The sequence below is a fragment of the Aquariibacter albus genome (assembly GCF_014145335.1).
Lineage (GTDB): Bacteria > Pseudomonadota > Gammaproteobacteria > Burkholderiales > Burkholderiaceae_C > Aquariibacter > Aquariibacter albus.
The window spans coordinates 711123-733750 of the sequence record NZ_JACIVI010000001.1 but is presented as its reverse complement, the minus strand read 5'-3'; the positions used below and the strand labels follow the sequence as shown (position 1 = coordinate 733750).

Here is a 22628-nt window from a genome sequence, read left to right as displayed (position 1 = left end):
TGCGCCGCCCTTTCGGATCTGCAGGTCCCGGCAGGGATTACAGCGTGTAGTACATGTCGAACTCGACCGGATGGGTCGTCATGCGCATGCGCTGGACTTCCTGCATCTTCAGGTCGATGTAGGCGTCGATGTACGAGTCGGTGAACACGCCACCCTTGGTCAGGAAGGCACGACCCTTGTCGAGGTACTCCAGCGCCTGTTCGAGGCTCGAGCACACGGTCGGGATCAGCGCGTCCTCTTCCGGCGGCAGGTGGTACAGATCCTTGGTGGCGGCTTCGCCCGGATGGATCTTGTTCTCGACGCCGTCCAGGCCGGCCATCAGCAGCGCAGCGAAGCCCAGGTAGGGGTTCATCAGGGGATCCGGGAAGCGAGCTTCCACGCGACGGCCCTTCGGGTTGGCGACGTAGGGGATGCGGATCGAGGCCGAGCGGTTCTTGGCCGAGTAGGCCAGCTTCACCGGGGCTTCGTAGCCCGGGACCAGGCGCTTGTAGCTGTTGGTGCCGGGGTTGGTGATGGCATTCAGCGCGCGGGCGTGCTTGATGATGCCGCCGATGTAGTACAGCGCGAAGTCGCTCAGGCCGGCGTAGCCGTCACCGGCGAACAGGTTCTTGCCATCCTTCCAGACCGACTGGTGCACGTGCATGCCCGAGCCGTTGTCGCCCACGATGGGCTTGGGCATGAAGGTCGCGGTCTTGCCGTAGGAGTGCGCGACGTTGTGGATCACGTACTTCTGCAGCTGAACCCAGTCAGCGCGCTGGATCAGCGTGGCGAACTTGGTGCCGATCTCCATCTGGCCGGCGTTGGCCACTTCGTGGTGGTGGACTTCGACGGGGATGCCGAGCGATTCCAGCACCAGGCACATCTCCGAGCGCAGGTCCTGGCCGCTGTCGACCGGGGGCACCGGGAAGTAGCCGCCCTTGACGGCCGGACGGAAGCCGCTGTTGCCGTGCTCGTAGTCCTTGCCGGTGTTCCAGGCGGCTTCTTCCGACTCGATCTTCGAGAAGCAGCCGGACATGTCGACGTTCCAGCGGACGCTGTCGAACACGAAGAACTCGGGTTCCGGACCGAAGTAGGCGGTGTCGCCCAGGCCCGAGGCCTTCATGTAGGCCTCGGCCCGCTTGGCCAGCGAGCGCGGGTCGCGCTCGTAGGGCTTGCCGTCGGTCGGATCGATGACGTCGCAGGTCAGGATCAGCGTCGGCTCTTCGAAGAAGGGGTCGATGTTCGCCGTGTTCGGGTCCGGCATCAGCTGCATGTCGGAGGCTTCGATGCCCTTCCAGCCGGCGATCGAAGAACCGTCAAAGGCATGGCCCGAGACGAACTTGTCTTCATCGAAATGCGAGACGGGCACGGAGACGTGCTGCTCCTTGCCGCGGGTGTCGGTGAAACGGAAATCAACGAACTTGATTTCGTTTTCCTTCACCATCTTCATCACGTCGGCGACGGTCTTGGCCATCAGGGATCTCCTAGCGGAACGCTTTGGTCGAGGTGTCTTGGGATGAGGCTGCCCGGTCATCGGAGCGCCGGGCAGGCCGAAAGAGGCGGTGGCAATTTAGCAGAATCCATGCCCATGCCCGGGGCTTGCAGCCGCATGCGTCGATCGCCATGCCGGGTCGGCATATGCACCACTTAAATGCATTGGTGCACTCAAATCAGGCTTCCCGCACGGACTCCGGGCCCGTGACGCAGGCCAGGGCCTGCAAACCGCCCCGTAATGCAGCATAGGCCGCGGCGCTGGCTTCCTCCGTGCCCTTCACGCCCAGCTCGATGTGCCGACCGTGCACCGGATGGTCCACGCTGGGGAGGCTGAAGATGCGGACGGCCGGATGGTCCGCCTCGATGCGCTCCATCAGCGGCGTGAGCGCCGCCTCCATCGCGCCGTAGACGATCAGCGCGCGCTCCACCTGGCGGGCCGTCCCGAAGTGCGCGGCGTAGTGGGTGTCGAGCAGCCAGGCCAGCATCGGCCAGGCCATCACGGGGAAGCCGGGCAGGAAGTGCACGGTCGCCCCGCCCTCGGCCGTGCAGCGGAAGCCGGGGATGCGGTTGTAGGGGTTGGGGATGATCTCGGCACCCGCCGGGAAGACCCCCATCTGCAGGCGCTGGAGGTTGTCGGCCCGCTCGGGCTCGAAGGGCTGGCCCTGCTCGGCGGCCACCTCGCGCATGCGCTGCTGGATCAGGGCCTTGGCTTCGGGGTGCAGCTCCAGCGGCCGGCCCAGGGCGGCGGCGGCGGCCTGGCGGGTGTGGTCGTCGGGCGTGGCCCCGATGCCCCCGAAGCAGACCACGGGCTCCGCACCGGCGAAGGCCTCGCGCAGCGTGGCGGCCAGCCGGTCCGGCTCGTCGCCGAGGTAGCGGGCCCAGGCCACGGCCAGGCCGCGGGCCTTCAGCAGCTCGATGGCCTGGGCGAGATGCTTGTCCTCGCGGCGGCCACTGAGGATTTCGTCGCCGACGATGATCAATCCGAAACGCATGGACAGGGCCTGCTCAGAACGGGAGGGCCGGCGGGGGCACCGGAACGGCCGGGGACGCGACGGGCGGGAGGTCGATCACCGATCCGGCCGCGGCAGCCTCCCGCCCGGCCCGGGCCGATTCGGCCTGGCGCCGAGCGCTCAGCGCGGCCAGCGCATAGTGGGTGAACCACAGGCAGGAGAAGGCAAAGACCAGGGTGTAGAGCCAGACCGACAGCACCAGCAGCACGGGCGCCAGGATGACGGCCGCCGCACCGAAGGCCCACAGCAGCGAGGGCGCCGCCCCCAGGTAGCCGGTGACGACGCCGATGACGAGCAGCGGCAGCCGCTCCTCGCGCAGGATGGCCTGGCGCTCGGCCGCATCGGCGTGGTCGGCAAGCGCGTCATAGCTCATCACCCGGTAGCTGAGCCAGCCCCAGATCAGCGGCGGCAGCAGCAGCACCAGGGGCGGGATCAGCCAGAACGGCAGGCTGAGGAGCAGCGCGAACAAGGCCAGCAGGGTCGAGCCGAGCGACCACAGCAGCGAGCGCAGGAAGCTGGCCTGGCCACGCCGGGCCAGCTGCGGAAAGCGGCGCGCGGCCACCAGCCGCACCACCGCGGGGGCCAGGCTCAGGGCCACCATCAACAGGGCCACGATCACCAGCAGCGGCACGGCCAGGGCCAGCACGATCAGCGGCACGACCAGGGCCCGCATGCTGGAGGCTCCGACCCGGTCGAGCCAGGCCAGCGCACCGGCGGCCAGCGACCAGCTGTCCAGCCAGGCCCGCACGGCGGTGTTGGCATCCTCCCAGAAGAACCCGCCGAACAGGCCGGCCAGCGCGGCGGTCAGGGCGAGCGGGGCCAGGGCCCACAGGATGATCCGGGGATGCAGGCAATAGGCGGCAGCGCGCCAGAAGGCATCGAGCAGCAGGTTCATGCGGCCAGCATACCCAAGCCCACCGCCGGCAGCCGGCGTCGCGCACTCAGGCCGCCGGCGGGCGGATGAAGTTCAGCACCTGCTGCAGCGTCAAACCGTCATCGTCGAAGCCCCCGTGCGACAGGCTGCGGCTCCTCGGGCCGGGCGAGACGTGGACTTCGATGTCTGCCTTCGCCCCCCGGAGCTTCGGCGCAAGCCGGGCCGACCAGTCGACCGCCAGGCCGGTGATCGGCACCGTGCTGCCACCCTCGAAGGATTCGCGCAGCAGGTAGAGCAGCGAGCGGCGGTAGGGGCCGACATGGTCGGCCTCCTCGGTGGGCTCGTCGAGGTGGAAGGTCTGGAAGCGCCGGACCGCACCGGATTTCAGCAGGGGCAGCAGCTGCGCCGCGAAGGCGTCCGCCCGGATCGCCGGCGCCATGAAGCTGATCGACTCGATCGGCAGGCCGGCCGCCGCCAGGTGCGTGGCGAGGTGGCTGGCGACGATGCTGCCGGCCGAATGCCCGACCAGATGCAGGCGCAGGCTTTGCGCGCCGGCCGCCCGCTGGACGTGGCGCCAGAGCTGGACCAGGCCGGCCTGCGCGTGCAGCGGCTTCTCCCGGCCTGCGGCGTCGCGGCGGATCTGGCTCATGGCCTCGGCGTTCTGCTTCATCTCGGCCCACAGGGCCGTGCCGGGCCGGGCCAGGGCCTGTTCCAGGCGGCGGTTCCAGATCCGCTCGAAGCTGTCGCCGAGGCCGCCGCCGGCCACCCGCTCCCGGCCCTTGAGCACATCCTCGATGCGATGCTTGAGCGTGTCGAGGAAACCGGTCTCCCACATCAGGAAGACGGGCAGGATCTGCCGCTCGTAGAGCGCAGGGATCCAGCGCGCGGCGATGTCGGCCGCCGCAGCCTCGTCGACCAGGCCGCCGTGGGCGTACAGACACACGTCGAGCGGCGCGTCCGGCGCCCGCCCCCACTGCTGGCGCGCCAGCGGGACCTGCACGTCCACCAGGGCCTGGACATCACCGGGCTGGGTGCGGAAGCGGCCGCTGTTGCTCAGGTCCCCGTTGTTGCCCAGGTTGAGGATGTAGGGCGAGAGCTCGCGATCACGCAGCACGGGGTCGCGGGCCAGGGCCACGCGGGCCCGGCCTGCGGGGCCGTCCTCCAGGCGCAGGCCGCCGCTGCCGGCCAGGGCCTCGTGGGTGTGCGTGACCACGCCGAGCTGGGCCACCCAGCAGTCCCAGCCGTTCTCCAGCCAGTCCTCGTAGCTCATGACCGCCTGGCCATGCCGGCCCCAGCTGGGGCCCCAGGAGTTCTGCAGGATGAAGCCGCGCTCGTCGTAGCCGAGGATCGCGAAGGCATGGCCGCCGTGGGCCGCGCTGCCGGGCTTGCGCTGGATGAGCGGCAGGTCCTGCGGACGCCGGGCGGGCGCCTGGGCCTTGGTTCGGACCAGCTCGTCCCAGCCGGCATGGCAGCCAGCGGTGACGAAGAGCGCCCCCGTCTCGGCCAGCGCGGCGTGCAGGTCGGGCAGGTCCTTGGGATTGAGGCGGTAGTAGGCGCCGAGCGGACGCCGCACGGCATCGAGCCACCAATCCTCGGTGGGCTGCGCCGGCGTGGGCGGCAGCTCGATGCCCTCGAACAGCGCCTGGCGGCAGACACCGTGGCGGAACCAGCCCTTGAGGGCCCCGCGTGCGCTGGAGCCCTCGTCCTCGGCCGAGCCGGGAAACTCGTCGTAGCGCCGCGCCATGCTGTAGAGCATGAAGGGCGCGACGCGCGGCCGGGCCTCGCGGCCGGCGCGTCGCAGCAGCTGGTTGACGACGGTGGCCAGCGCAAAGCCCGTGCAGGCATTGGTCTCGCCCTGGTCCTCGACGGGCAGGCCCGGCGCGGGCATCAGCGAGGGCGGCGGCACGGTGGCCACGCTGGGCAGGTAGCTGCGGTCGCGGAAATCGATCGCGTCGGGACGCGCCACCCGCTTCCAGGCGGTGGCGGGGGCAGACCGGGCCGCACGTGCGCCCTTGGCGGACGCAGCGGCAGGCGGGGGGGCAGGACGACGGCTGGCCATGGGCGGACTCCGGCAGGCAAAAAGGGGGACGGGATGCGGCGCGATGCCCTGCGCCACGGCTGCAGCGCAGGGCCGGCGAGCCTCGCCCAGCCCGGGTGCCGCGGCAAGCCCCCCGCGAGGCGGGAGGGCCCCGCCGTCAGCCCCCGGCCCGCAAGCTCGTCGCGTCCAGGGCCTGGCGCAGGGTGTCCAGGGTGTCGAGCAGGTGAGCGCGGGCCTCGGCCCCCAGGCCGGGCCGGGCCAGCCGGGCCTCGACCGCCTGGCGCAGGCCCAGCGCCTCCTGGCGCAGCAGGCTGCGCGCATCGGCCCGGCTCAGGGCCGTCGGCCGCAGCAGCAGGCCGGCCAGGCGGTTGACCTGGTCGCGCTGCAACTCGCGGCGCAGCAGCGGCAGGTCGGCCGTGCCGTCGAGATCGCTCCAGACGGCGCGGCCGATGCGCTGGTAGACCTCGGCCAGGCCCAGGCGCTCCTGGCCGGGATCGAGCTTCTCCTGGGCATCGAGCAGACGGCTGGCCAGCGCGTCGCTGTAGATCGGCGCCAGCACGCCGCGCTGCAGCTCCAGCAGGGCCGCGCTCAGCGGGTAGTCGGTGGCCGCGGGACCGCCCAGGCGCATGGCGTCCTGGCGCTCGGCGAAATCCGGCGCCATCCGGCGCAGCAGGGCGGGCGACAGCTGCAGCGCGTCGGCGGCCAGCAGCTCGCGGCCCAGCAGGCCCAGCGCCTCGCGCTGGGTGGACGCCGGCAGGGGCTGCAGCGGCTCGCGGCCACTGCCGGGATGGTCGCGCAGGGTGCGCACGCCGCCGATCTGGCGCAGCAGCACGGTGGCCACCCGGCCCATGTCGCGCAGGGCATAGGCCACCGAGCGGCGCAACACGGAATAGTCCTGGTCGCTGCGCAGCGCGCGCTGGCCCTGGCGCTGGATCAGCTCGCGCGCCAGCGCGAAGCGCTTGCGCGCGTGGACGATGGGGTCGGCCCCCAGGTCGAAGGGCTGGGCCTCGGGGTCGAGGCCGACCGCGTTGTCCTCGTCGGTCGCGTAGGCCAGCAAGGGCTCGGCGCTGCGCGCCGCGATGCGCTGCAACTCGGCCTCCTCCTGCGCGGCAGCGATGGGCTTGTAGGCGTACTCGATGGCCCAGTAGTCGTAGGGGCCGAGCGTGCTCTGGAAGGGCTCGGGCTGCGGCTGGCCGGCCGGTGCGAGGTGCACCGGCGCGTACTCCATCACCGAGCCGGTCTGGCCGTGCACCGCGGTGAAGGCCGGGTCGGCGAGCTGGGCCTCGGTGTAGACGGTCGAGGCGCGGAAGTTGTGGCGCAGGCCCAGCGCATGGCCGACCTCGTGCATGGCCACGTCCTTCAGGTAGGCCTGGACGAAGGCCTCGGCCTCGGGACTGTCGGGGTCCAGGTCGCCGCGGCTGGCCAGCAGGTCCAGGGCATAGCCGAGCTGCTCGGCCGCATGGTCGCCATGCCGGCAGAGGGCGGGGTCGTGGCCCGCGGGGTCGGTGGCCGAGTCGGCAGTCGCCATCGGCCCCAGCAGCTGGGACCGCAGGGTGCGCAGGGCCCGCGAACTCAGGCTCTCGAAGGCAATGTCCGCGTCGAGGATCTCGCCGCTGCGCGGGTCCACATGGCTGGGGCCGATCGCGCCGAAGCTGGCTTCGGCATTGCTCATCCAGCGCACCGAGGCCTTGTCGCTGTCGAGGGTGTCGAAGGCGGCATCGTCGGGCTGCTGCTCGACGCGGATCGCATCCTGGAAGCCGATCGCCGCGAAGGCCTTGTTCCATTCGAGGATGCCGGCGCGCAGGCTGTCGCGGTAGCGCAGCGGCACGCTGCGGTCGAGCCAGAAGGTGATGGGCTTCTTCGGCGGGGACAGCGCAGCCTGCGGATCCTGCTTCTCCAGCCGCCAGCGGTTCACATAGCGGCGCTTGGGCGAGCGCGGCAGCTCGTCGGCCACGTCATGCACGGTGGTCACGAAGTGGCCGATGCGCGCATCCGCCCGTCGCGGCAGCAGCGGCTCGGCCGGCAGCGGGCTCAGCGAGTAGTGCATCGTCACGAACAGGCTGCGGACATCCGCGAGCGTCGGCGGCAGGGTCGGCGCCGGCGCGCCGGGCGCGCCACCGGCCGCCGCGAGGGCCGCGACATAGTGATTGCGGACCTCGAAGGCCAGCAGGCCTTCGCTGTTGCGCAGGCGGATCAGGGCCGAGTTGCGGGTGTCGTGCCCATAGGGCTGGCGGTAGCTCCTCTGCAAGGCGGCGCCGAGACCGGCCAGGTCGCCCTGGAACAGCAGGCCCAGGTCGATCAGCACCGACTTCCGTTCCGGATGCGGCGCGCTGGCCAGCGCGGCGCTCGCGATGAGGCTGGGCGAGTAGCCGGCCTCCAGCACCGCGCGGGCGGCCACCCCCTCGCCCGGAGCCACATAGGCGCTGTTCAGCGCCAGCAACTGCACCAGGTTGCCGACCTTGCGGAACTGCACGATCTGCGGCCGGCCGACCGCCTGGCCGAAGCTGCTGGCCATCAGCCCGCCGTAGATGCCGGCGCTGCCGATGCCGGTGGCGATCTTCGGGCTGAGAAAGTAGGGGCGCTCGAAATCCTCGGGGCGCAGCTCGATCCAGTGCCGCTCGTCCTTGCGCCAGACCGGCAGCAGGCCGGGCAGGGTCTCCGCCCCGCGGCTGACCACGGCGAAAGCCGGGGGGCTGCCGGCGGCCGGCGCTTCGGGCGGGGCGGTGGCCGGCCGGGCGGCCGTCGGCGAGGTGGCCGCGGGCGCGGAGGCCGGGCCGGCGGCCGCGGCCGGGGCGGCGGTCCCGCCCACCGCGGCCGGCGCGATCGGGGGGACGGCGCAGCCGGCCAGCATCAGCCCCGCGAGCATCGACAGCGCCGCCCGGTGACGCGGGCCCCCGGCAGGGCGATGCGGGCGGGCGGCGGCGGGCAGAGGGGCGTTGGGCGAGGTCATCGTCGGGCGGTCGGGCAGGACAGCGGGCGCCGGATCGGCGGCCCGCGATGATCCTTCAAAGCCGGCGGCCCCGCGGCCCGGCCCCTGCATGCACCCGCCCGCCGGACCGGATCGCCCCCGCCACGGCCGGCCGCGGCGAAGATGCCGCCATGCTGACCGTCCACCACCTCGAACATTCGCGCGGGCACCGCATCCTCTGGCTGCTGGAGGAGCTGGCCCTGCCCTACACGCTGCAGATCCACCGCCGCGATCCCAAGACCCTGCTCGCCCCCGACAGCCTGCGGGCCGTGCATCCGCTCGGCAAGGCGCCGCTGGTCGTCGAGGACGGCGAGGTCCTGGCCGAATCCGGCGCGATCGTCGAGATCCTGCATGCCCGCCACGGCCAGGGCCGGCTGCGACCGCCCCCCGGCACGGCCGAGGATCGGCGCTGCACGCACTGGCTGCACTTCGCCGAAGGCTCGGCCATGCCGCCGCTGGTGATGGACTTGGTCTTCCGCCGCATCCGCAGCGCACCCATGCCCTTCTTCGCCAGGCCCATCGCCCGGGCCCTGGCCGACAAGGTGCAGCAGGGCTGGCTGATGCCGCAGATCGAGGCGCAGCTCGACGCGATGGAAGACGAACTGGCCCGTGGCGGCCCCTTCCTGGCCGGCCCGGCCTTCAGCCTGGCCGATCTGATGATGGGCTACCCGGTCGATGCCGCCTGTCAGCGGCCCGGGCGGCTCGCCGGGCGGCCGCGGCTGGCGGCCTGGCGGAGCGCCCTGCATGCGCGACCGGCCTACCAGCGCGCGCTGGCGGTCGGCGGCCCCCTGTTTCCCGGCGCAAGCCCTGGCGAAGCCGGCTGAGCCGGCCCCCCAGCTCAGCGAGCCGGCAGCAGCCGGCCGGGATCGACCGGCTTGCCCATGCGGCGGATCTCGAAATGCAGCTGCACACGCTCGGCGTCGCTGCTGCCCATCTCGGCGATGCGCTGGCCCTTGCGGACCGGCTGGTCTTCCTTGACCAGCAAGGTCTGGTTGTGCGCGTAGGCGCTCAGGTAGCTGGCGTTGTGCTTGACGATGACCAGGTTGCCGTAGCCACGCAGGCCGGCGCCGGCATAGACCACCCGGCCGTCGGCCGCGGCGAGCACCGGATCGCCCGCCTTGCCGCCGATGGCCAGGCCTTTGTTGCGGGCATCGTCGAAGGGGGCAAGCACCGGTCCGCTGGCCGGCCAGATCCAGGCGGGCTCGTCCTCGCCCGTCGACGAGGCCGCCGGAGGGGCGGCCGGAGCGGGTGCCGGCGCCGCGGCCGGGCCGGGCGCGGCGGAGGCCGCGGGGGTGGAACCGCTCCCGGCGGGGACGGCCGGGCCGGGCGGGACCGGGGCCGATGGCGGCGGCGTCACCAGGGTGATCGCGCTGCTGCCCGGCGGCAGCACGCGCAGCACCTGGCCGACTTCCAGGCGGTTCGGGTCGCTCAGATTGTTCCAGCGCGCGATGTCACGCCAGTTCTGGCCGTTCTCCAGCGCGATGCGGATCAGCGTGTCCCCTGGCCGCACGCTGAAGTAGCCGGGCTTGCCGGCGTTCTCCCAGCCCGGCGGCTGCGGCTTGACGGTGGAGGGACTGCCCAGCGGCGTGGCCACGGCCACGTCCGAATCGGCCGCCGGACTGCCGGGCCCGACCGGCGCGCCGGGCCGTGTGGCGGCAGGGGCGGCGGGCTGGGGCCGGCCGACATTGCGGTCGACGACGGGCGGCGCGCGGCGCGGGGTGGTGTCGCAGGCGGCGAGCAGGGCCAGGGTGAGCAGGCCGAGCGCGAGGCCGCGAGGGGCATGGGCCCGAGGGGCCGGATCGAACGGGGTGCTGGGCATCATCGTGCAGGGTTTCCTGCCCGGGCCGACGGGGCGGCTGCCGCATCGTCTGTCGCGCCCCGCGGGGCCGCATCCAGCGGCAGTCAATCGGGTCGGCCGTTCAGGCGACGCCCGATTCTAGGGGGACGAAAAGCACGGCCTCGTGGCGCTGCTCGACCAGGCGGCCGTCGGCCATGCGATCCACCACGGCCAGGCACTGCGGCCCGCCCGGGCTGCGGGCAAGCGGCGCGACCAGCCGTCCGCCGGGCGCGAGCTGGGCCAGCCAGGCCTCGGGCAGGGCCTCGCCACCGGCGGCGGCGATGATGCCGTCATAGGGCGCCATCGGCGCATGGCCGAGCCGGCCATCGCCGTGCACGAGACGCAGGCGATCGCCGCGATGGGGCGCCAGCCGGGCCTGGGCCAGCTCATGCAGGGGCCGCAAGCGCTCGATGCTGACCAGGCGGCTCACGCCGAGCTGCAGCATCACCGCCGCCTGGTAGCCGCAGCCGCTGCCGATCTCCAGCAGGCGCAGCGGCCGGCCGGCCGGCTGCGGCGCGATCAGCAACTCCAGCATGCGTGCGACGACCGAGGGCTTGGAGATGGTCTGGCCCCAGCCAATCGGCAGGCTGGTGTCCTCGTAGGCCTGCTGGGCCAGCGCACTGTCGACGAACAGGTGGCGTGGCACCGCGCGCAGGGCCGCGGCCACGCGCGGATCGCGCAGGCCCTGGGCCTCCAGGCGGCGGATCAGGCGCTCGCGGACCTGCTCGGAATCCAGGCCCAGTCCGGCCGGTACCGTCTGACGGGCCCGGTCGCGTGCAGCCGCATCGAGCGGCGCCTGCGGCCGCAGCATGGGGGGCTCGGGCGCCGCCGCCGGGCGGCGGGCACCGGGCCCGCGATCCCCGCTTCGCACGGCATCGAGCGGCAGGGGAAAGCGGGGCCGGGACGGCGCCATGCTCGGCCTCGACTCAGGGGCGGAGCCAGCCCGACCAGGCGGGCATCGCGGCATGGTCGGTCAGGTCGACCTGCAGGGGCGTGATCGAGACATGGCCGGTCTCGACCGCCTGGAAATCGGTGCCCTCGCCGGCTTCGCGGGCGCTGCCGGCGGCACCGATCCAGTAGATCGGCTCGCCACGCGGGTTCAGCTGACGGATCACCGGCTCACTCGCATGGCGCTTGCCCAGGCGGGTCAGCTTCCAGCCGGCCAGGGCCGCCTTCGGACGCTGCGGCACGTTCACGTTCAGCAGCCAGGGGCCGGCCGAGGGCGGGCGCTGCAGCACGCGGCCGATCAGCTCGTGCGCGACGGCGGCGGCCGTGTCCAGCTCGGCCCAGCCCTTGTGCTGCAGCGAGAAGGCGATCGCCGGGATGCCGAAGAGATAGGCCTCCATGGCTGCGGCGACGGTGCCGGAGTAGACGGTGTCGTCCCCCATGTTCTCGCCGTTGTTGATGCCGGAGACGACGAGATCGGGCCGCTGCGGGAGCAAGCCGGTCAGGGCGACGTGCACGCAGTCCGAGGGCGTGCCGTTCACGTAGCGGAAGCCGTTGGCCGCCGTCTGCACGGTCAGCGGGCGCTGCAGCGTCAGGGCGTTGGAGGTGCCGCTGGCATTGGCCTCGGGGGCGATCACGTCGACCTCGCCGTAGGCCTTGCAGGCCTCGACCAGGGCGGCCAGGCCGGGGGCGAGATAACCGTCGTCGTTGCTGACCAGGATGCGCATGGCGGCGAGTGTAGGGGCCGCCCCGGCGCCGCCTGCCGACAGGGGCTGACGCCGGGACACGGCCCGGCCCCGCACGTCCGGGGGGGTCGAACGCTCGGCCCGGACCGGACCTGCCGCTAAGCTCGCCGCCATGCCACCGGGCCCTGCCCGGCCACCTTGGATCCGCCGGGCCGCCCGCCCCGCGCCCTGCCCCGCCCGACCGAGCCGCCCACCATGCCCGTCGAGGTCCTGATCGTCGAAGACAACCCGGTCGCGCGGGCCTTCCTCGGCCGCGTCGTGCGGGCCAGCTTCTCCGACGTGCAATCGATCGACGAAGCCGGCGACCTGCAGAGCGCGCGCCAGCGCCTGATGCGGGGGCCCGGCCTGGGACCGCACGGCCTGATGCTGCTCGACCTGGAGCTGCCCGACGGCAGCGGGCTGGAGTTGCTGCGCGAGCTGGCCGAGCACCGCGCGACCAAGATCGTCACCACCCTGTACTCGGACGACGAGCATCTCTTCCCCGCCCTGCAGCGCGGCGCCGACGGCTACCTGCTCAAGGAAGACCGCTTCGAGGTGCTGGTCGAGGAGATGCAGAAGATCGTCCGCGGCCAGCCGCCACTCTCGCCCGCCATCGCCCGCCGCCTGCTGGCGCACTTCCGCCAGGGCGAGGACGGCCAGGCCCCGCGCGTCCTGAACGCCAGCACCCGGCCCCAGGTGCCGCCGCCGGACCTGCCGGCCCTCACCCCGCGCGAGCGGGAGGTCCTGACCCTGCTCAGCAAGGGCTTCACGATCCGGGAGATCGCCGGTCTGATGGGCATCAAGTGGTTCACCGTGAACGACCACATCAAGGCCATCTACCGCAAGCTCGACGTGTCCAGCCGCGCCGAGGCGGCGGTCTACGCAAGCAAGCAGGGCCTGGTCTGAGGGTCCGCGGACCGGCCCGCCGCGACCGGTCTTGCGGACGTCCGCCGCCATGAGCCCGCAGCCCGTCGCCGCGCCCGCCGGTGCCCGCGCGGACCCGGTCCCCGCCTTGCACGGCCGTCGCCTGCACCTGCTCGGCCTGGCCCTGATGCTGGGCCTGCTGCCGCTGATGGCCCTGCTGCTGATGCTGGCCCGCCTGCCGCAGCCGGGCATCGCCTGGGGCCTCACCGCCGACGGCGGGCTGGCGCTGGGCGAAGCCAGCACGGCCGCGGACCTGCGCGCGGAGGCCGGCCACAGCGTGGTCGCGATCGCCGCGGGCGGGGGGCCGGATCAGGCCGTGAACGCCCTGGTCCGCCTGCCCTCGGCACGCTGGCTGACCGAGAACCCGGCGCGTCAGGCCTGGGTCGAGACCCAGCAGCGCCTGCAGGCCCTGGGCCAGGCGGAGCAGCTCGTGCTGGTGCTGGCCGATGGCCGCCGCCTCGCGGTGGCGGCCCCGCGCGGCCTGCGCCTGGACGCCGGTCCTCTGCTCCTGGCCGGCCTGATCCTGCTGCTGCACGGGCTGGCGTCCTGGGTGCTGATCCGCCGGCCGGGGGCCCGCAGTGCGGTCTTCGCGCTGATCAGCGCCTGCGTGATCGGGCAGCTGCTCTTCATCCTGGTCGGCGAGGCCAGCCCCCTGCTGCTGCCGCCCGGCTGGGCCCGGGCCGAGCCGATGCTCCGCAGCGGGCTGGACCTGGCGGCCGGTGCCGCCACCCTCCATGCCGCCCTGCTCCACCCCCAGCGCCACCCCCGGGCCGGCTCGCTGGCCCTGCTGGGCTGGCTGCTGAGCGCCGCCGTGCTGCTGGCGCTGCTGGCGCGACCGGAGCTGCCGGCCTGGCTGCTGACCCAGCTGGCCGTCGGCGCGCAGGGCCTGGCCGCAGTGGGCGTGCTCGGACGGCACGGGCCGCAGGGCCCGCATCCCCAGGCCCTGCTGCTGCGGCGCATGCTGAGCCTGGTGCTCGGGGCCTGGCTGCTGCTGAGCCTGGCCGTGGCCGCCAGCGGACCGGGCCTGGCGGCGCAGCAGGTGGCGGGCGCCGCCTCGCTGCTGTGGACGGTCTTCCTCGCCTCGCTGCTCCTGCTGCTGCCCTTCCTGCACGACCGGCAGCGCCTGCTGCGCGAGTTCGCGCTGCTCTGCGGCGCCGGCACGGTGGCCGCATCGCTGAACCTGCTGTTCCTGGCCCTGCTGCCGGGCCGGGCCGGCGCCTGGACCGGTCTGGCCGCCTTTCTCGGCGTCGTCGCCTACCTGCTGGGCCGGACCTGGCTGCTCGCGCGCATGCGCGGCCCGCGCCTGAACGACACCGGACGCCTGTTCGACGCCATCTACCGCAGCGCCCGGGCCGCCGAGCATCAACCCCAGGCCATGCCCGGGCTGCTTGCCGAGCTCCTGCGCGGCGTGTTCGACCCGCTGCAGAGCCTGGCCCGCGGTCCGCAGCCCGACCGGCCACCGCGCTGCCTGCTCCTGGAGCACGGCGCCGGCCTGGCCGTGCCCCTGCCGACGCCCGAGGGCGGCGAGCCCCCGGGCTGGATCGAACTGCGCCTGGCCGAACGCGGCCGACGCATCTTCAGCCGCGAGGATGCACGGCTGGCCGAGGCGATCCGGGCCCAGCTCGGCCGGGCCATCGCCCACGATCGCGCGGTCGAGCGCGGCCGGCGGGAGGAGCGCCAGCGCATCGCCCAGGACCTGCACGACGACATCGGCGCACGCCTGCTGACGCTGATGTACGGCGCCGGCTCCCCCGAGCGCGAGGACTACATCCGCGACACCCTGCAGGACCTCAAGACCCTGAGCCGCGGCTTGGCCGCCGGCCCTCCCCGCCTCGGCGAAGCCGCGGCCGACTGGAAGGCCGATGCCGAGCACCGCCTGCAGCTGGCCGGCCTGCGCCTGCACTGGCAGCTTCAGGCCGGGCACGACCCTTGGTTGAGCGTGGCGGCCTGGTCGGCCCTGACCCGGGTGCTGCGCGAGCTGCTCAGCAATGCCATCGCCCATGCGCAGGCCCGCTCGGTCTGGATCGCGCTGGATTGCGGCCCCCAGGCGCTGACCCTGCAGTTCGAAGACGACGGCCGGGGCCGCGAGCCGCAGGACTGGGCGCCCGGGCTCGGCCTGGGCGGCATCCGCAAGCGCGTGCGCCAGCTGGGGGGACGGGCCGACTGGCAGGGCCGCCCGGGGGGTGGCATCGTCTGCCGCCTGCGCCTGCCGCTTGCAGGCATCGAAGCCGAAGCCGCGGCCGCCGAGACCCCGAGACCGCCTCAGGACTGAAGCGGTCCGTCGGCCCTCAGGGCGTGGGCGGCAGGTCCGACCGCGGGGCCCCGGGCCCGCCCGGGGCCTGCGCCAGGCCCGCGCCCGGTGGCAGGTGCAGCACGCGCTGCGGGAAGGGGATGTCGACCGCCATCTGCTGGAAGAGCGCGAGCAGGGCCAGGTTGACGTCGCTGCGGACATTGGCCTGGCCGTTGTCCGGATCGGCGATCCAGAAGGACACGGTCAGCTCCAGGCCGTCGGCCGCGAAGGCCGTCAGATTGCAGCTCGGGCCCGGCGTGGCCAGCACACGCGGCACGCGGGCCACGGCCTCGACCACCCGGGCGCGCAGGCCGTGCACGTCGGTGCCATAGGCCACCTGCACGATCGTCTGCAGCAGCACGTTCGGGTCGGCCAGCGAGAGGTTCTCGACCCGCGTGGTGATCAGCATCTCGTTGGGCACCAGCGATTCGCGGCCCCCGGCCGAGCGGACCCGGGTGTAGCGGGTCGAGATGTCGGCGATGCGACCCTCGAAGTTGTCGATCCGCACCCAGTCGCCGATGCGCAGCGAGCGCTCGGCCAGGATCACGAAGCCGCTGACATAGTTGGCCGCCAGCTTCTGCAGGCCGAAGCCGATGCCGACGCCGATCGCACCGCCCAGCACGCCGAGCGCCGTCAGGTCGATGCCGACGGTCGACAGCGCGATCAGCAGGCCGACGAACATCAGCAGCGCGCGGACCACATTGGAGGCGACCTTGCGCAGCGACAGCGACTCGCCGACCGCGCCGGCCAGCAACCGCGACTCGATGGCTGCGGACACCCAGAGCGCAACCATCAGCACGATGGCCGCGCTGATCGCGCCCTCGATCAGCTTGCGCAGCGTGACCGGCTTGCCGCCGAGCGTCCAGCTGATCTCGTCCAACTCGGCCAGCAGCACCGGCAGCACGCCGGTGACCCACAGCACGACGCCGACCCAGACCAGCCAGGACAGCCAGCGCTCGAAGATCCGTACCCAACCCGATTCCGGCAGCGCCATCCGCAGCACATGCACCGCGCTGCGGATCAGGGCCAGCGAGAACAGGATCGGCAGCGCGAGCTGGAAGACCGGCAGCAGCGTCTGCCCCGGAAACACCAGCCGCCGCGCGATCGCGGCCAGCAGGAAGGCCAGCAGCGGAAAGACCGCGCCATCGATCAGGCGCTTGCCGACCAGCAGGCGCCCGGCCTTGAGCTGGGCCTGGCGCAGGGCCCAGACCAGCAGCGCCGCCATTGCCAGGCTGGCAGCCAGCACGGCCAGCTCGCGCAGGGCATGGGGCTGGGTCAGCGCGGTCAGCAGCAGATTCAGATCCTCGGTGACCGAGGGCTGGGCCCGGGCCCCGGCCTGGGCCTGGGCGCCCGCGGCCCAGGGCAGCAGCAGCCCCAGCAGCCAGAGGGGCCTCATCCGGTTCGGCCCCCATCGACCCCGGCCAGCACCCGCAGGTGGGCCAGCACGCTGCGCGCGAGCGCGCCGAGGTTGTAGCCCCCTTCGAGGCAGGAGACGATGCGGCCGCGGGCATGGCGCTGCGCACAGGCCTTGAGCTCGCGGGTGATCCAGGCGTAGTCGTCCTCGACCAGCATCAGCTGGGCGAGGTCGTCATCCCGGTGCGCATCGAAACCGGCCGACAGCACGAGCAGCTCGGGCTTGAAGGCGTCCAGGCGCGGGATCAGCCGGGTGGTGAAGAGGTCGCGGATCGCCGGGCCCTTGGTGTAGGGCGGCACCGGCAGGTTCAGCATGTTCGGGCCCTTGGGCACGTCGCCGCTGCCGGGGTAGAGCGGGTGCTGGAAGAAGCCGACCATGACGGTGCGCATGTCATGGGCCAGGATGTCCTCGGTGCCGTTGCCGTGATGCACGTCGAAGTCGACCACGGCGACGCGCTTGAGGCCGTGCACGTCGAGCGCATGCCGGACCGCCACCGCCACGTTGTTGAACAGGCAGAAGCCCATGGCCTGGTCCTTCTCGGCGTGGTGGCCGGGCGGGCGCACCGCGCAGAAGGCGTTCTCAGCGCCGCCGGACAGCACCAGGTCGGTGGCCGCCACCGCCGCACCGGCGGCCCGCAGGGCCGCCTGCCAGGTGCCGGGGCCGGCGCGGGTGTCCGGGTCGAGGCTGCGGGACTGGCCGCTGCGGTCGATCTCCGCGCAGAGATCACGCATCGTCGCCACATGCAGCGCGGTGTGCGCGCGGGCGAGCTGGGCCTCGGTGGCCAGCGGCGCCTCGTGCAGGTCGAGCAGGGCATCAAGGCCGGTGGCGATCAGCAGGTCGGCGATCGCGTCGAGACGTTGCGGGCTCTCGGGGTGATCGGGGCTCTGGACATGCTTGCGGCAGTCCGGATGCGTGAAATAGGCAGTGGCCATCCCAGGGGATCGACCCGCAGGACGGGTGCGAATCAGCTATGGTGCGCCGCATGGCATGGACCCAGAGGCTGCGGCAGGTTGCGGATCAGATTAGCACGATCATCGTCGGCAAACGACCGCAGGTGGAGGACGCGATCATCTGCCTGCTGGCTGACGGCCACCTGCTGATCGAGGACCTGCCGGGCGTCGGCAAGACCACCCTGGCGCAGGCCCTGGCCCTGTCGCTGGGCCTGCAGTTCAAGCGCGTGCAGTTCACCGCCGACCTGCTGCCGGGCGATCTGCTCGGCGCCAGCATCTACCTGCGGGACAGCGGCCGCTTCGTCTTCCATCCCGGCCCGGTCTTCAGCCAGGTGCTGCTGGCCGACGAGATCAACCGCGCCGGCCCGCGCACGCAGAGCGCGCTGCTGGAGGTGATGGAGGAAGGTCAGGTCAGCCTGGACGGCGCGACCCATCCCCTGCCGGCGCCCTTCTTCGTGATCGCCACGCAGAACCCGCTGGACCAGGCGGGCACCTACCCCCTGCCGGAAAGCCAGCTCGACCGCTTCCTGATGTGCATCCAGCTCGGCTACCCGGACCGCGCCAGCGAGCGGGCCCTGCTGGCCGGGCAGGACCGGCGCGCCGCACTGGCCGGCCTACGGCCCTGCATGCAGCCGGCTGAGCTGCAGGCCGCGCAGCAGGCGGTGTCGGCCATCGCCGTGTCCGAGCCGCTGCTCGACCACCTGCAGGCCGTGCTGGCTGCCAGCCGCGACGGCCGCTGGTTCATCGAAGGCCTGAGCCCGCGCGCCGGCCTGGGCCTGCTGCGCGCCGCGCGCGCCCGCGCGCTGTTCGAGGGGCGCGACTACGTCACGCCGGACGACCTCGATGCGCTCCTGATCCAGACCGCCGCCCACCGCCTGCGTCCGCTGCCGGCCGCCGGCCGCGGGCCGCGCGAACAGCTGCGGGCGATGCTCGACGCCCTGCCCGCGGCGTGAGCCCGCCGGCCGACCGGGCCGGCCCGGCGCTGCAGATCGGCTGGCGCAGCCTGCGCATCCGGCCGACCCGGGCCGGCCAGGTCTTCGCGCTGACGGTGGCCGGCCTGGGCCTGGCCTCGATCAACGAGCAGCTCAGCCTCGGCCATGCCCTGACCGACCTGCTGATCGCGCTGGCCGGCGTGGCCCTGCTCCTTGGCGTGCTCGCCCTGCACGGTCTGCGGCTGACGCTGCGGCCGGTCGAGCCCGTGCATGCCGGTGAACTCGCCCGGCTGCGGCTGCGGCTGGAGGGCGGCGGCCGCCCCACCCTGACCGGGGGACGGCGTCATGGCCTGGGCCTGAGCCTGCGCCCGGATGGCGGCCTGCTGCTGGCCGCCGCGACCGAGCCGGTCTGGACCGAGGTTCCGGCCGAGGCCGCCGCCGACGTCGAGCTGCGCCTGCCGACCGCGCGCCGCGGGCACCTGGCCCTGCCCCCGCTGCGGATCGAGACCCGCTTCCCGCTGGGCCTCTTCACCGTGTCGGCCGACTGGCAGACCGACCACCGGCTTTGGGTCTGGCCGGCCCGGCTCTCCGGACCGCCTGCGGCAAGCGGCCGCGGGGGGGGCTTCGGCCGCAGTCCGGGCGAGGAGGCCGTGGACAGCCTGCGCCCCTGGCGGGACGGCGACCCCCTGCGGCACATCGCCTGGCGCGCCTCGGCCTCGGCGCTGGCGCGCGACGAGCTGCCGCGGGTGCGCGAGCACGCCCCCGGCCCGGCCGAGGGCACGGTGATCGACTGGCAGGCCCTGCCCGCCGGTCTGGACACCGAGACCCGCGTGCAGTGGCTCGCCGAGGCCGTGCTGGCCCGCGGCCTCGGTGGCCCGGCGTGGAGCCTGCGCCTGCCGGGCCAGACCCTGCCGCCCGGGCAGGGTCCGGCGCAGCGGCGGGCCGCGCTGGAAAGGCTGGCGCAGTGCTGAGCCCGCGCGGCACGGGCCGCCCGCGCGAGGTGCGCGACACCCTGTTCCTGCTGGCCGTGCTGGGCTTCACCGTCGCGCCGCACCTGCCCGGTCAGCCGGCCTGGACGACGGTGCTGGTGCTGGGCGTGCTGGCCTGGCGGGCGCAGCTCGCGCTGCGCGGCAGCGCCCTGCCCGGCCGCGGCCTGCTGCTGGGCCTCCTGCTGCTGGCCCTGGGGCTGAGCCTGTGGAGCCACGGCAGCCTGGTCGGCCGGGCGGCCGGCCACACCCTGCTGGTCGTGCTCGTCGCGCTGAAGACGCTGGAGCTCCGGGCGCGGCGCGATGCCCTCGTGGTCTTCTTCCTCGGCTTCTTCCTGGTGCTGGCGCAGTTCCTCGGCAGCCAGTCACCGGGCACGGCGCTGGCCGCGGTCCTGTCCGTCTGGGGCCTGCTGACGGCCCTGGTGCTGGCCAGCCTGCCGGCCGGCAAGCCACCGCTGCGCGAAGCCGCCGGCCTGGCCGGCAGCCTGCTGCTGCTGGCCCTGCCGCCGATGCTGCTGCTGTTCACGCTGCTGCCGCGGCCCCAGCCCTTCTGGCCCGGGGCCGGCCAGGCACGCACCGGCCTGTCGGACAGCCTGGCCTGGGGCGATGTCGGCCAGCTTGCGCTCGACCCGCAGCCGGTCATGCGCCTGCGCCTGCCGCCCGGCCAGGTCCTGCCGCCCGAGGCCCGCTACTTCCGCGGCCCGGTGCTTGCCCAGTTCGACGGCCAGCGCTGGACGGTGCTGCGCCCGGGCTTTCCGCGCGCGTTGCAGCCGCCGGCGAACCTGCGGCCCGAAGGCCAGCCGATCGAGTACAGCGTGCAGGTGGAACCCACCCGGCTGCCGGTGCTGCCGCTGCCCGAGCTCAGCGGGGACCTGCGCGGCGCGGCCCCCGAGCTGGCCGAAGCCCGGCGCGAGGACGACCTGCACTGGTCCCTCGACGCCCCGCTGCATCGCCGCCTGAGCCTGCAGGCCCGGCTGTGGCCGCAGTTCCGGCATGGACCCGTCGAGCCGGTGCTGGGCCTGCAGGACTACCTGGAGCTGCCGCCCGGCCACAACCCGCGCCTGCTGGGCCTGGCCGCCGCGATGCGGCGGGATCCGCGCCTGCAACAGGCCGGGGCCCGCACCCTGGCCGACGCCGTGCTGCAGCAGCTGCGCGAAGGCGGCTACCGCTACACGCTGGCGCCGGGCCCGATGGGCGAGCCGCGCGACGCGATCGACCGCTTCTGGTTCGAGCGCAAGGCCGGCTTCTGCGAGCACTACGCCGCCGCCTTCGTGGTGCTGATGCGGGCCTTCGATGTGCCGGCCCGGCTCGTCACCGGCTACCAGGGCGCGGACTGGGAGGCCGGCGAGGGCGTCTGGATCGTCCGCCAGCGCCATGCCCATGCCTGGGCCGAGATCTGGCAAGCCGGCGAAGGCTGGCTGCGCATCGACCCGACCCAGGCCGTGGCCCCGGACCGGCTGCAGGACGGGCCGCCGCCGGCCGAAGCCGCCGCCTGGCTGCGCTGGCTGCCGGGCGGACTCGGCGCACGCTGGCAGCGCGGCTGGCAGGCCTTCGAGCAAGACTGGCATGAGCAGGTGCTGCAGGCCGGCAGTGCCGCCGCGCGGGCCGAGCGCAGCACCTCATGGCCGGTGCGGGCCGGCCTGGGCCTGGCCCTCCTCGGCCTGCTCGGCGGGCTGGTCTGGCGCCTTGCCCCGCGGCCCCGACCCGACCCCTGGCCGGCCTGCTGGGCCCGCCTGGGCCGGTGCGCGCAGCGGGCGCTGGGCCCCGGGCCGCAGCCCGCCAGCCCGCTGGCGCTGGCCCGGGCCCTGAAGGAGCGGCACGGCGCGCGGGCCGCAGACGCTGCAGCGGCGCTGGACGCCCTGGCCCGCTGGCGCTGGCGGCCCGAGGAGCCCGGCCACGGCCAGCCGCGGGTGCTGCGGGCGCTGGCCCGGCAGGCCGAGGCCGCGCTGCGCCGGCTGCCTCCCCCTACGCACTGACACATCCGCCCGGCAGCCGGGCGCAGACCATGCGGCACACTCGATCCATGCACCGACGGCTCCTTCTCTCCCCCGCCCTTGCCGCCAGCCTGTGCCTGCTGCCGGCCACCCCCGTCCCGGCCGCCGACGAGCCGCCCCCCGCGGCGGCCACGCCGATCGCCGACAAGCCCGGTCCCGCCACCCAGGCGCTGGAAAGCCGCAGCCCCGCGCGACCGCCGCTCATCAGCACCGACCCTGGCATCCCGCCGCCGGCCGAGCCGGGTGGCTACGCCGAGCGCGAGGACGTGGCCCGCATCCTCGATGCGCTGTCGCGCCGCCACGGCTTCCGGGTGGAACAGGCCGCGGCCCTCGTCGCCCAGGCGCGCTACCAGCCGCGCGTCGTGCAGCTCATCCTGCCCACCCCCGGTGGCCTGAAGAAGAACTGGGCGGCCTACCGCGCCCGCTTCGTCGAGCCGATCCGCATCCAGTCGGGCGTGAAGTTCTGGGCCCAGCATGCGGCCCTGCTCGACCAGGCCGAGGCGCGCTACGGCGTGCCGCCGGCCATCGTGATGGGCATCCTCGGCGTCGAAACCGGCTGGGGAGCCGACACCGGCACCTTCCGCGTGCTCGACGCCCTGGCCACCCTGGCCTTCGATTTCCCGACCAGCAGCCGGCGCGACCGCAGCAGCTACTTCCGCGACGAGCTCGGCGAATTCATCGACCTCTGCCTGAAGCAGGGCCTGGATCCGACCAGCCTGCGCGGCAGCTTCGCCGGCGCGATGGGCCTGCCACAGTTCATGCCCAGCTCGCTGCGCAAGCTGGCGGTGGACTTCGACGGCGACGGCCGCATCGACCTGCAGGGCAGCGTGGCCGACGCGATCGGCTCGGTGGCGGCCTACCTGCACGCCTTCGGCTGGGAGCCGCGGCTGCCGACGCACTTCCACATCGAGCCGCCCAGCGATGCGGCCGACCTCTCCACCCTGCTCGCGCCCGACATCGTGCCGAGCTTCGCGGCCAGCGAGATGGCCGAGCGCGGCGCCCGCCTGCCCGAGGATGCGATGAAGCGCCCCGGCCTGCTGGCCCTGGTCAAGCTGGAGAACGGCGACGCGCCGGCCACCCTGCTGGCCGGCACCGCGAACTTCTATGCGATCACCCGCTACAACTGGTCGAGCTACTACGCCATGGCGGTGATCGAGCTGGGCCAGGCGGTGGAAGCCGCAAGGCGGGCCCCCTCGCCCGCAGCGCGCAAGCCGGCCAGCCGGCCGGCGTCCAAGCCGGCGCGCAAGGCCGGCGGCGGCTGAGGGCCG

17 protein-coding genes are annotated in these 22628 nt (G+C 73.7%); 7 read left to right on the top strand and 10 right to left on the bottom strand.

Features of this window, described 5'->3' with window-relative positions; translation table 11 throughout:
* Positions 1–37: 37 nt before the first annotated feature.
* From glnA to H4F90_RS03250, 5 genes are all read right to left on the bottom strand, one after another.
* Positions 38–1453 carry a type I glutamate--ammonia ligase gene (glnA, locus tag H4F90_RS03270; protein ID WP_182661434.1) on the bottom strand — a complete coding sequence of 472 codons (1416 nt, stop codon included), beginning with the start codon at positions 1451–1453 and terminating at the stop codon, positions 38–40.
* Between the two features lie 196 nt (positions 1454–1649).
* Positions 1650–2465, bottom strand: a complete 816-nt coding sequence (locus H4F90_RS03265; RefSeq protein WP_182661432.1) for a competence/damage-inducible protein A — start codon at positions 2463–2465, stop codon at positions 1650–1652.
* A gap of 13 nt (positions 2466–2478) precedes the next feature.
* Complete coding sequence (locus H4F90_RS03260; protein ID WP_182661430.1) at positions 2479–3378, bottom strand: EI24 domain-containing protein; 900 nt, start codon at positions 3376–3378, stop codon at positions 2479–2481.
* A gap of 46 nt (positions 3379–3424) precedes the next feature.
* Entirely contained in the window at positions 3425–5416 is a 1992-nt protein-coding gene (locus H4F90_RS03255; protein ID WP_182661428.1) for a C1 family peptidase, read from the bottom strand.
* 136 nt (positions 5417–5552) lie between these two features.
* Positions 5553–8345: a zinc-dependent metalloprotease gene (locus H4F90_RS03250; protein ID WP_235971927.1), complete on the bottom strand. Its 2793-nt coding sequence runs from the start codon at positions 8343–8345 to the stop codon at positions 5553–5555.
* A gap of 149 nt (positions 8346–8494) precedes the next feature.
* On the opposite strand from H4F90_RS03250, the gene H4F90_RS03245 reads away from it, so the two are divergent.
* A complete protein-coding gene (locus H4F90_RS03245; protein ID WP_182661426.1) occupies positions 8495–9187 on the top strand; it encodes a glutathione S-transferase family protein in 693 nt (230 codons plus the stop codon).
* Between the two features lie 14 nt (positions 9188–9201).
* On the opposite strand, the gene H4F90_RS03240 is transcribed toward H4F90_RS03245, so the two are convergent.
* The 3 genes from H4F90_RS03240 to surE all read right to left on the bottom strand — a co-directional run bounded on the left by H4F90_RS03240 (position 9202) and on the right by surE (position 11873).
* Positions 9202–10185 (bottom strand): peptidoglycan DD-metalloendopeptidase family protein, encoded by a 984-nt coding sequence (locus H4F90_RS03240; RefSeq protein WP_407926152.1) that lies wholly within the window; start codon positions 10183–10185, stop codon positions 9202–9204.
* 97 nt (positions 10186–10282) lie between these two features.
* Complete coding sequence (gene pcm / locus H4F90_RS03235) at positions 10283–11113, bottom strand: protein-L-isoaspartate O-methyltransferase (protein WP_182661422.1); 831 nt, start codon at positions 11111–11113, stop codon at positions 10283–10285.
* Between the two features lie 13 nt (positions 11114–11126).
* The gene (gene surE / locus H4F90_RS03230; protein WP_182661420.1) at positions 11127–11873 is read right to left on the bottom strand and encodes a 5'/3'-nucleotidase SurE; all 747 of its coding nucleotides are present in this window, start codon (positions 11871–11873) and stop codon (positions 11127–11129) included.
* A gap of 213 nt (positions 11874–12086) precedes the next feature.
* Here surE and H4F90_RS03225 point away from each other — a divergent pair, with 213 nt between their 5' ends.
* The gene (locus tag H4F90_RS03225; RefSeq protein WP_182661418.1) at positions 12087–12776 is read left to right on the top strand and encodes a response regulator; all 690 of its coding nucleotides are present in this window, start codon (positions 12087–12089) and stop codon (positions 12774–12776) included.
* A 49-nt stretch (positions 12777–12825) separates the two neighbouring features.
* Positions 12826–15066, top strand: a complete 2241-nt coding sequence (locus H4F90_RS03220; RefSeq protein ID WP_182661416.1) for a sensor histidine kinase — start codon at positions 12826–12828, stop codon at positions 15064–15066.
* 16 nt (positions 15067–15082) lie between these two features.
* Here the strand turns inward: H4F90_RS03220 and H4F90_RS03215 are convergent, their stop codons facing one another.
* Both H4F90_RS03215 and H4F90_RS03210 read right to left on the bottom strand, forming a co-directional pair.
* Positions 15083–16480 carry a mechanosensitive ion channel family protein gene (locus H4F90_RS03215; RefSeq protein WP_182661414.1) on the bottom strand — a complete coding sequence of 466 codons (1398 nt, stop codon included), beginning with the start codon at positions 16478–16480 and terminating at the stop codon, positions 15083–15085.
* Positions 16477–17430, bottom strand: a complete 954-nt coding sequence (locus tag H4F90_RS03210; RefSeq protein WP_182661412.1) for a histone deacetylase family protein — start codon at positions 17428–17430, stop codon at positions 16477–16479. Before H4F90_RS03210 ends, H4F90_RS03215 begins: the two co-directional genes overlap by 4 nt.
* Before the next feature lie 50 nt (positions 17431–17480).
* On the opposite strand from H4F90_RS03210, the gene H4F90_RS03205 reads away from it, so the two are divergent.
* From H4F90_RS03205 to mltB, 4 genes are read left to right on the top strand one after another with little or no spacing between them, the layout of a single operon-like run.
* A complete protein-coding gene (locus H4F90_RS03205) occupies positions 17481–18401 on the top strand; it encodes an AAA family ATPase (RefSeq protein ID WP_182661410.1) in 921 nt (306 codons plus the stop codon).
* The gene (locus tag H4F90_RS03200; RefSeq protein WP_182661408.1) at positions 18398–19351 is read left to right on the top strand and encodes a DUF58 domain-containing protein; all 954 of its coding nucleotides are present in this window, start codon (positions 18398–18400) and stop codon (positions 19349–19351) included. Before H4F90_RS03205 ends, H4F90_RS03200 begins: the two co-directional genes overlap by 4 nt.
* Entirely contained in the window at positions 19345–21342 is a 1998-nt protein-coding gene (locus tag H4F90_RS03195; protein ID WP_182661406.1) for a transglutaminase family protein, read from the top strand. The genes H4F90_RS03200 and H4F90_RS03195 overlap by 7 nt, the downstream gene beginning before the upstream one ends.
* Before the next feature lie 47 nt (positions 21343–21389).
* Positions 21390–22622: a lytic murein transglycosylase B gene (mltB, locus tag H4F90_RS03190; RefSeq protein ID WP_182661404.1), complete on the top strand. Its 1233-nt coding sequence runs from the start codon at positions 21390–21392 to the stop codon at positions 22620–22622.
* Positions 22623–22628 lie beyond the last annotated feature (6 nt).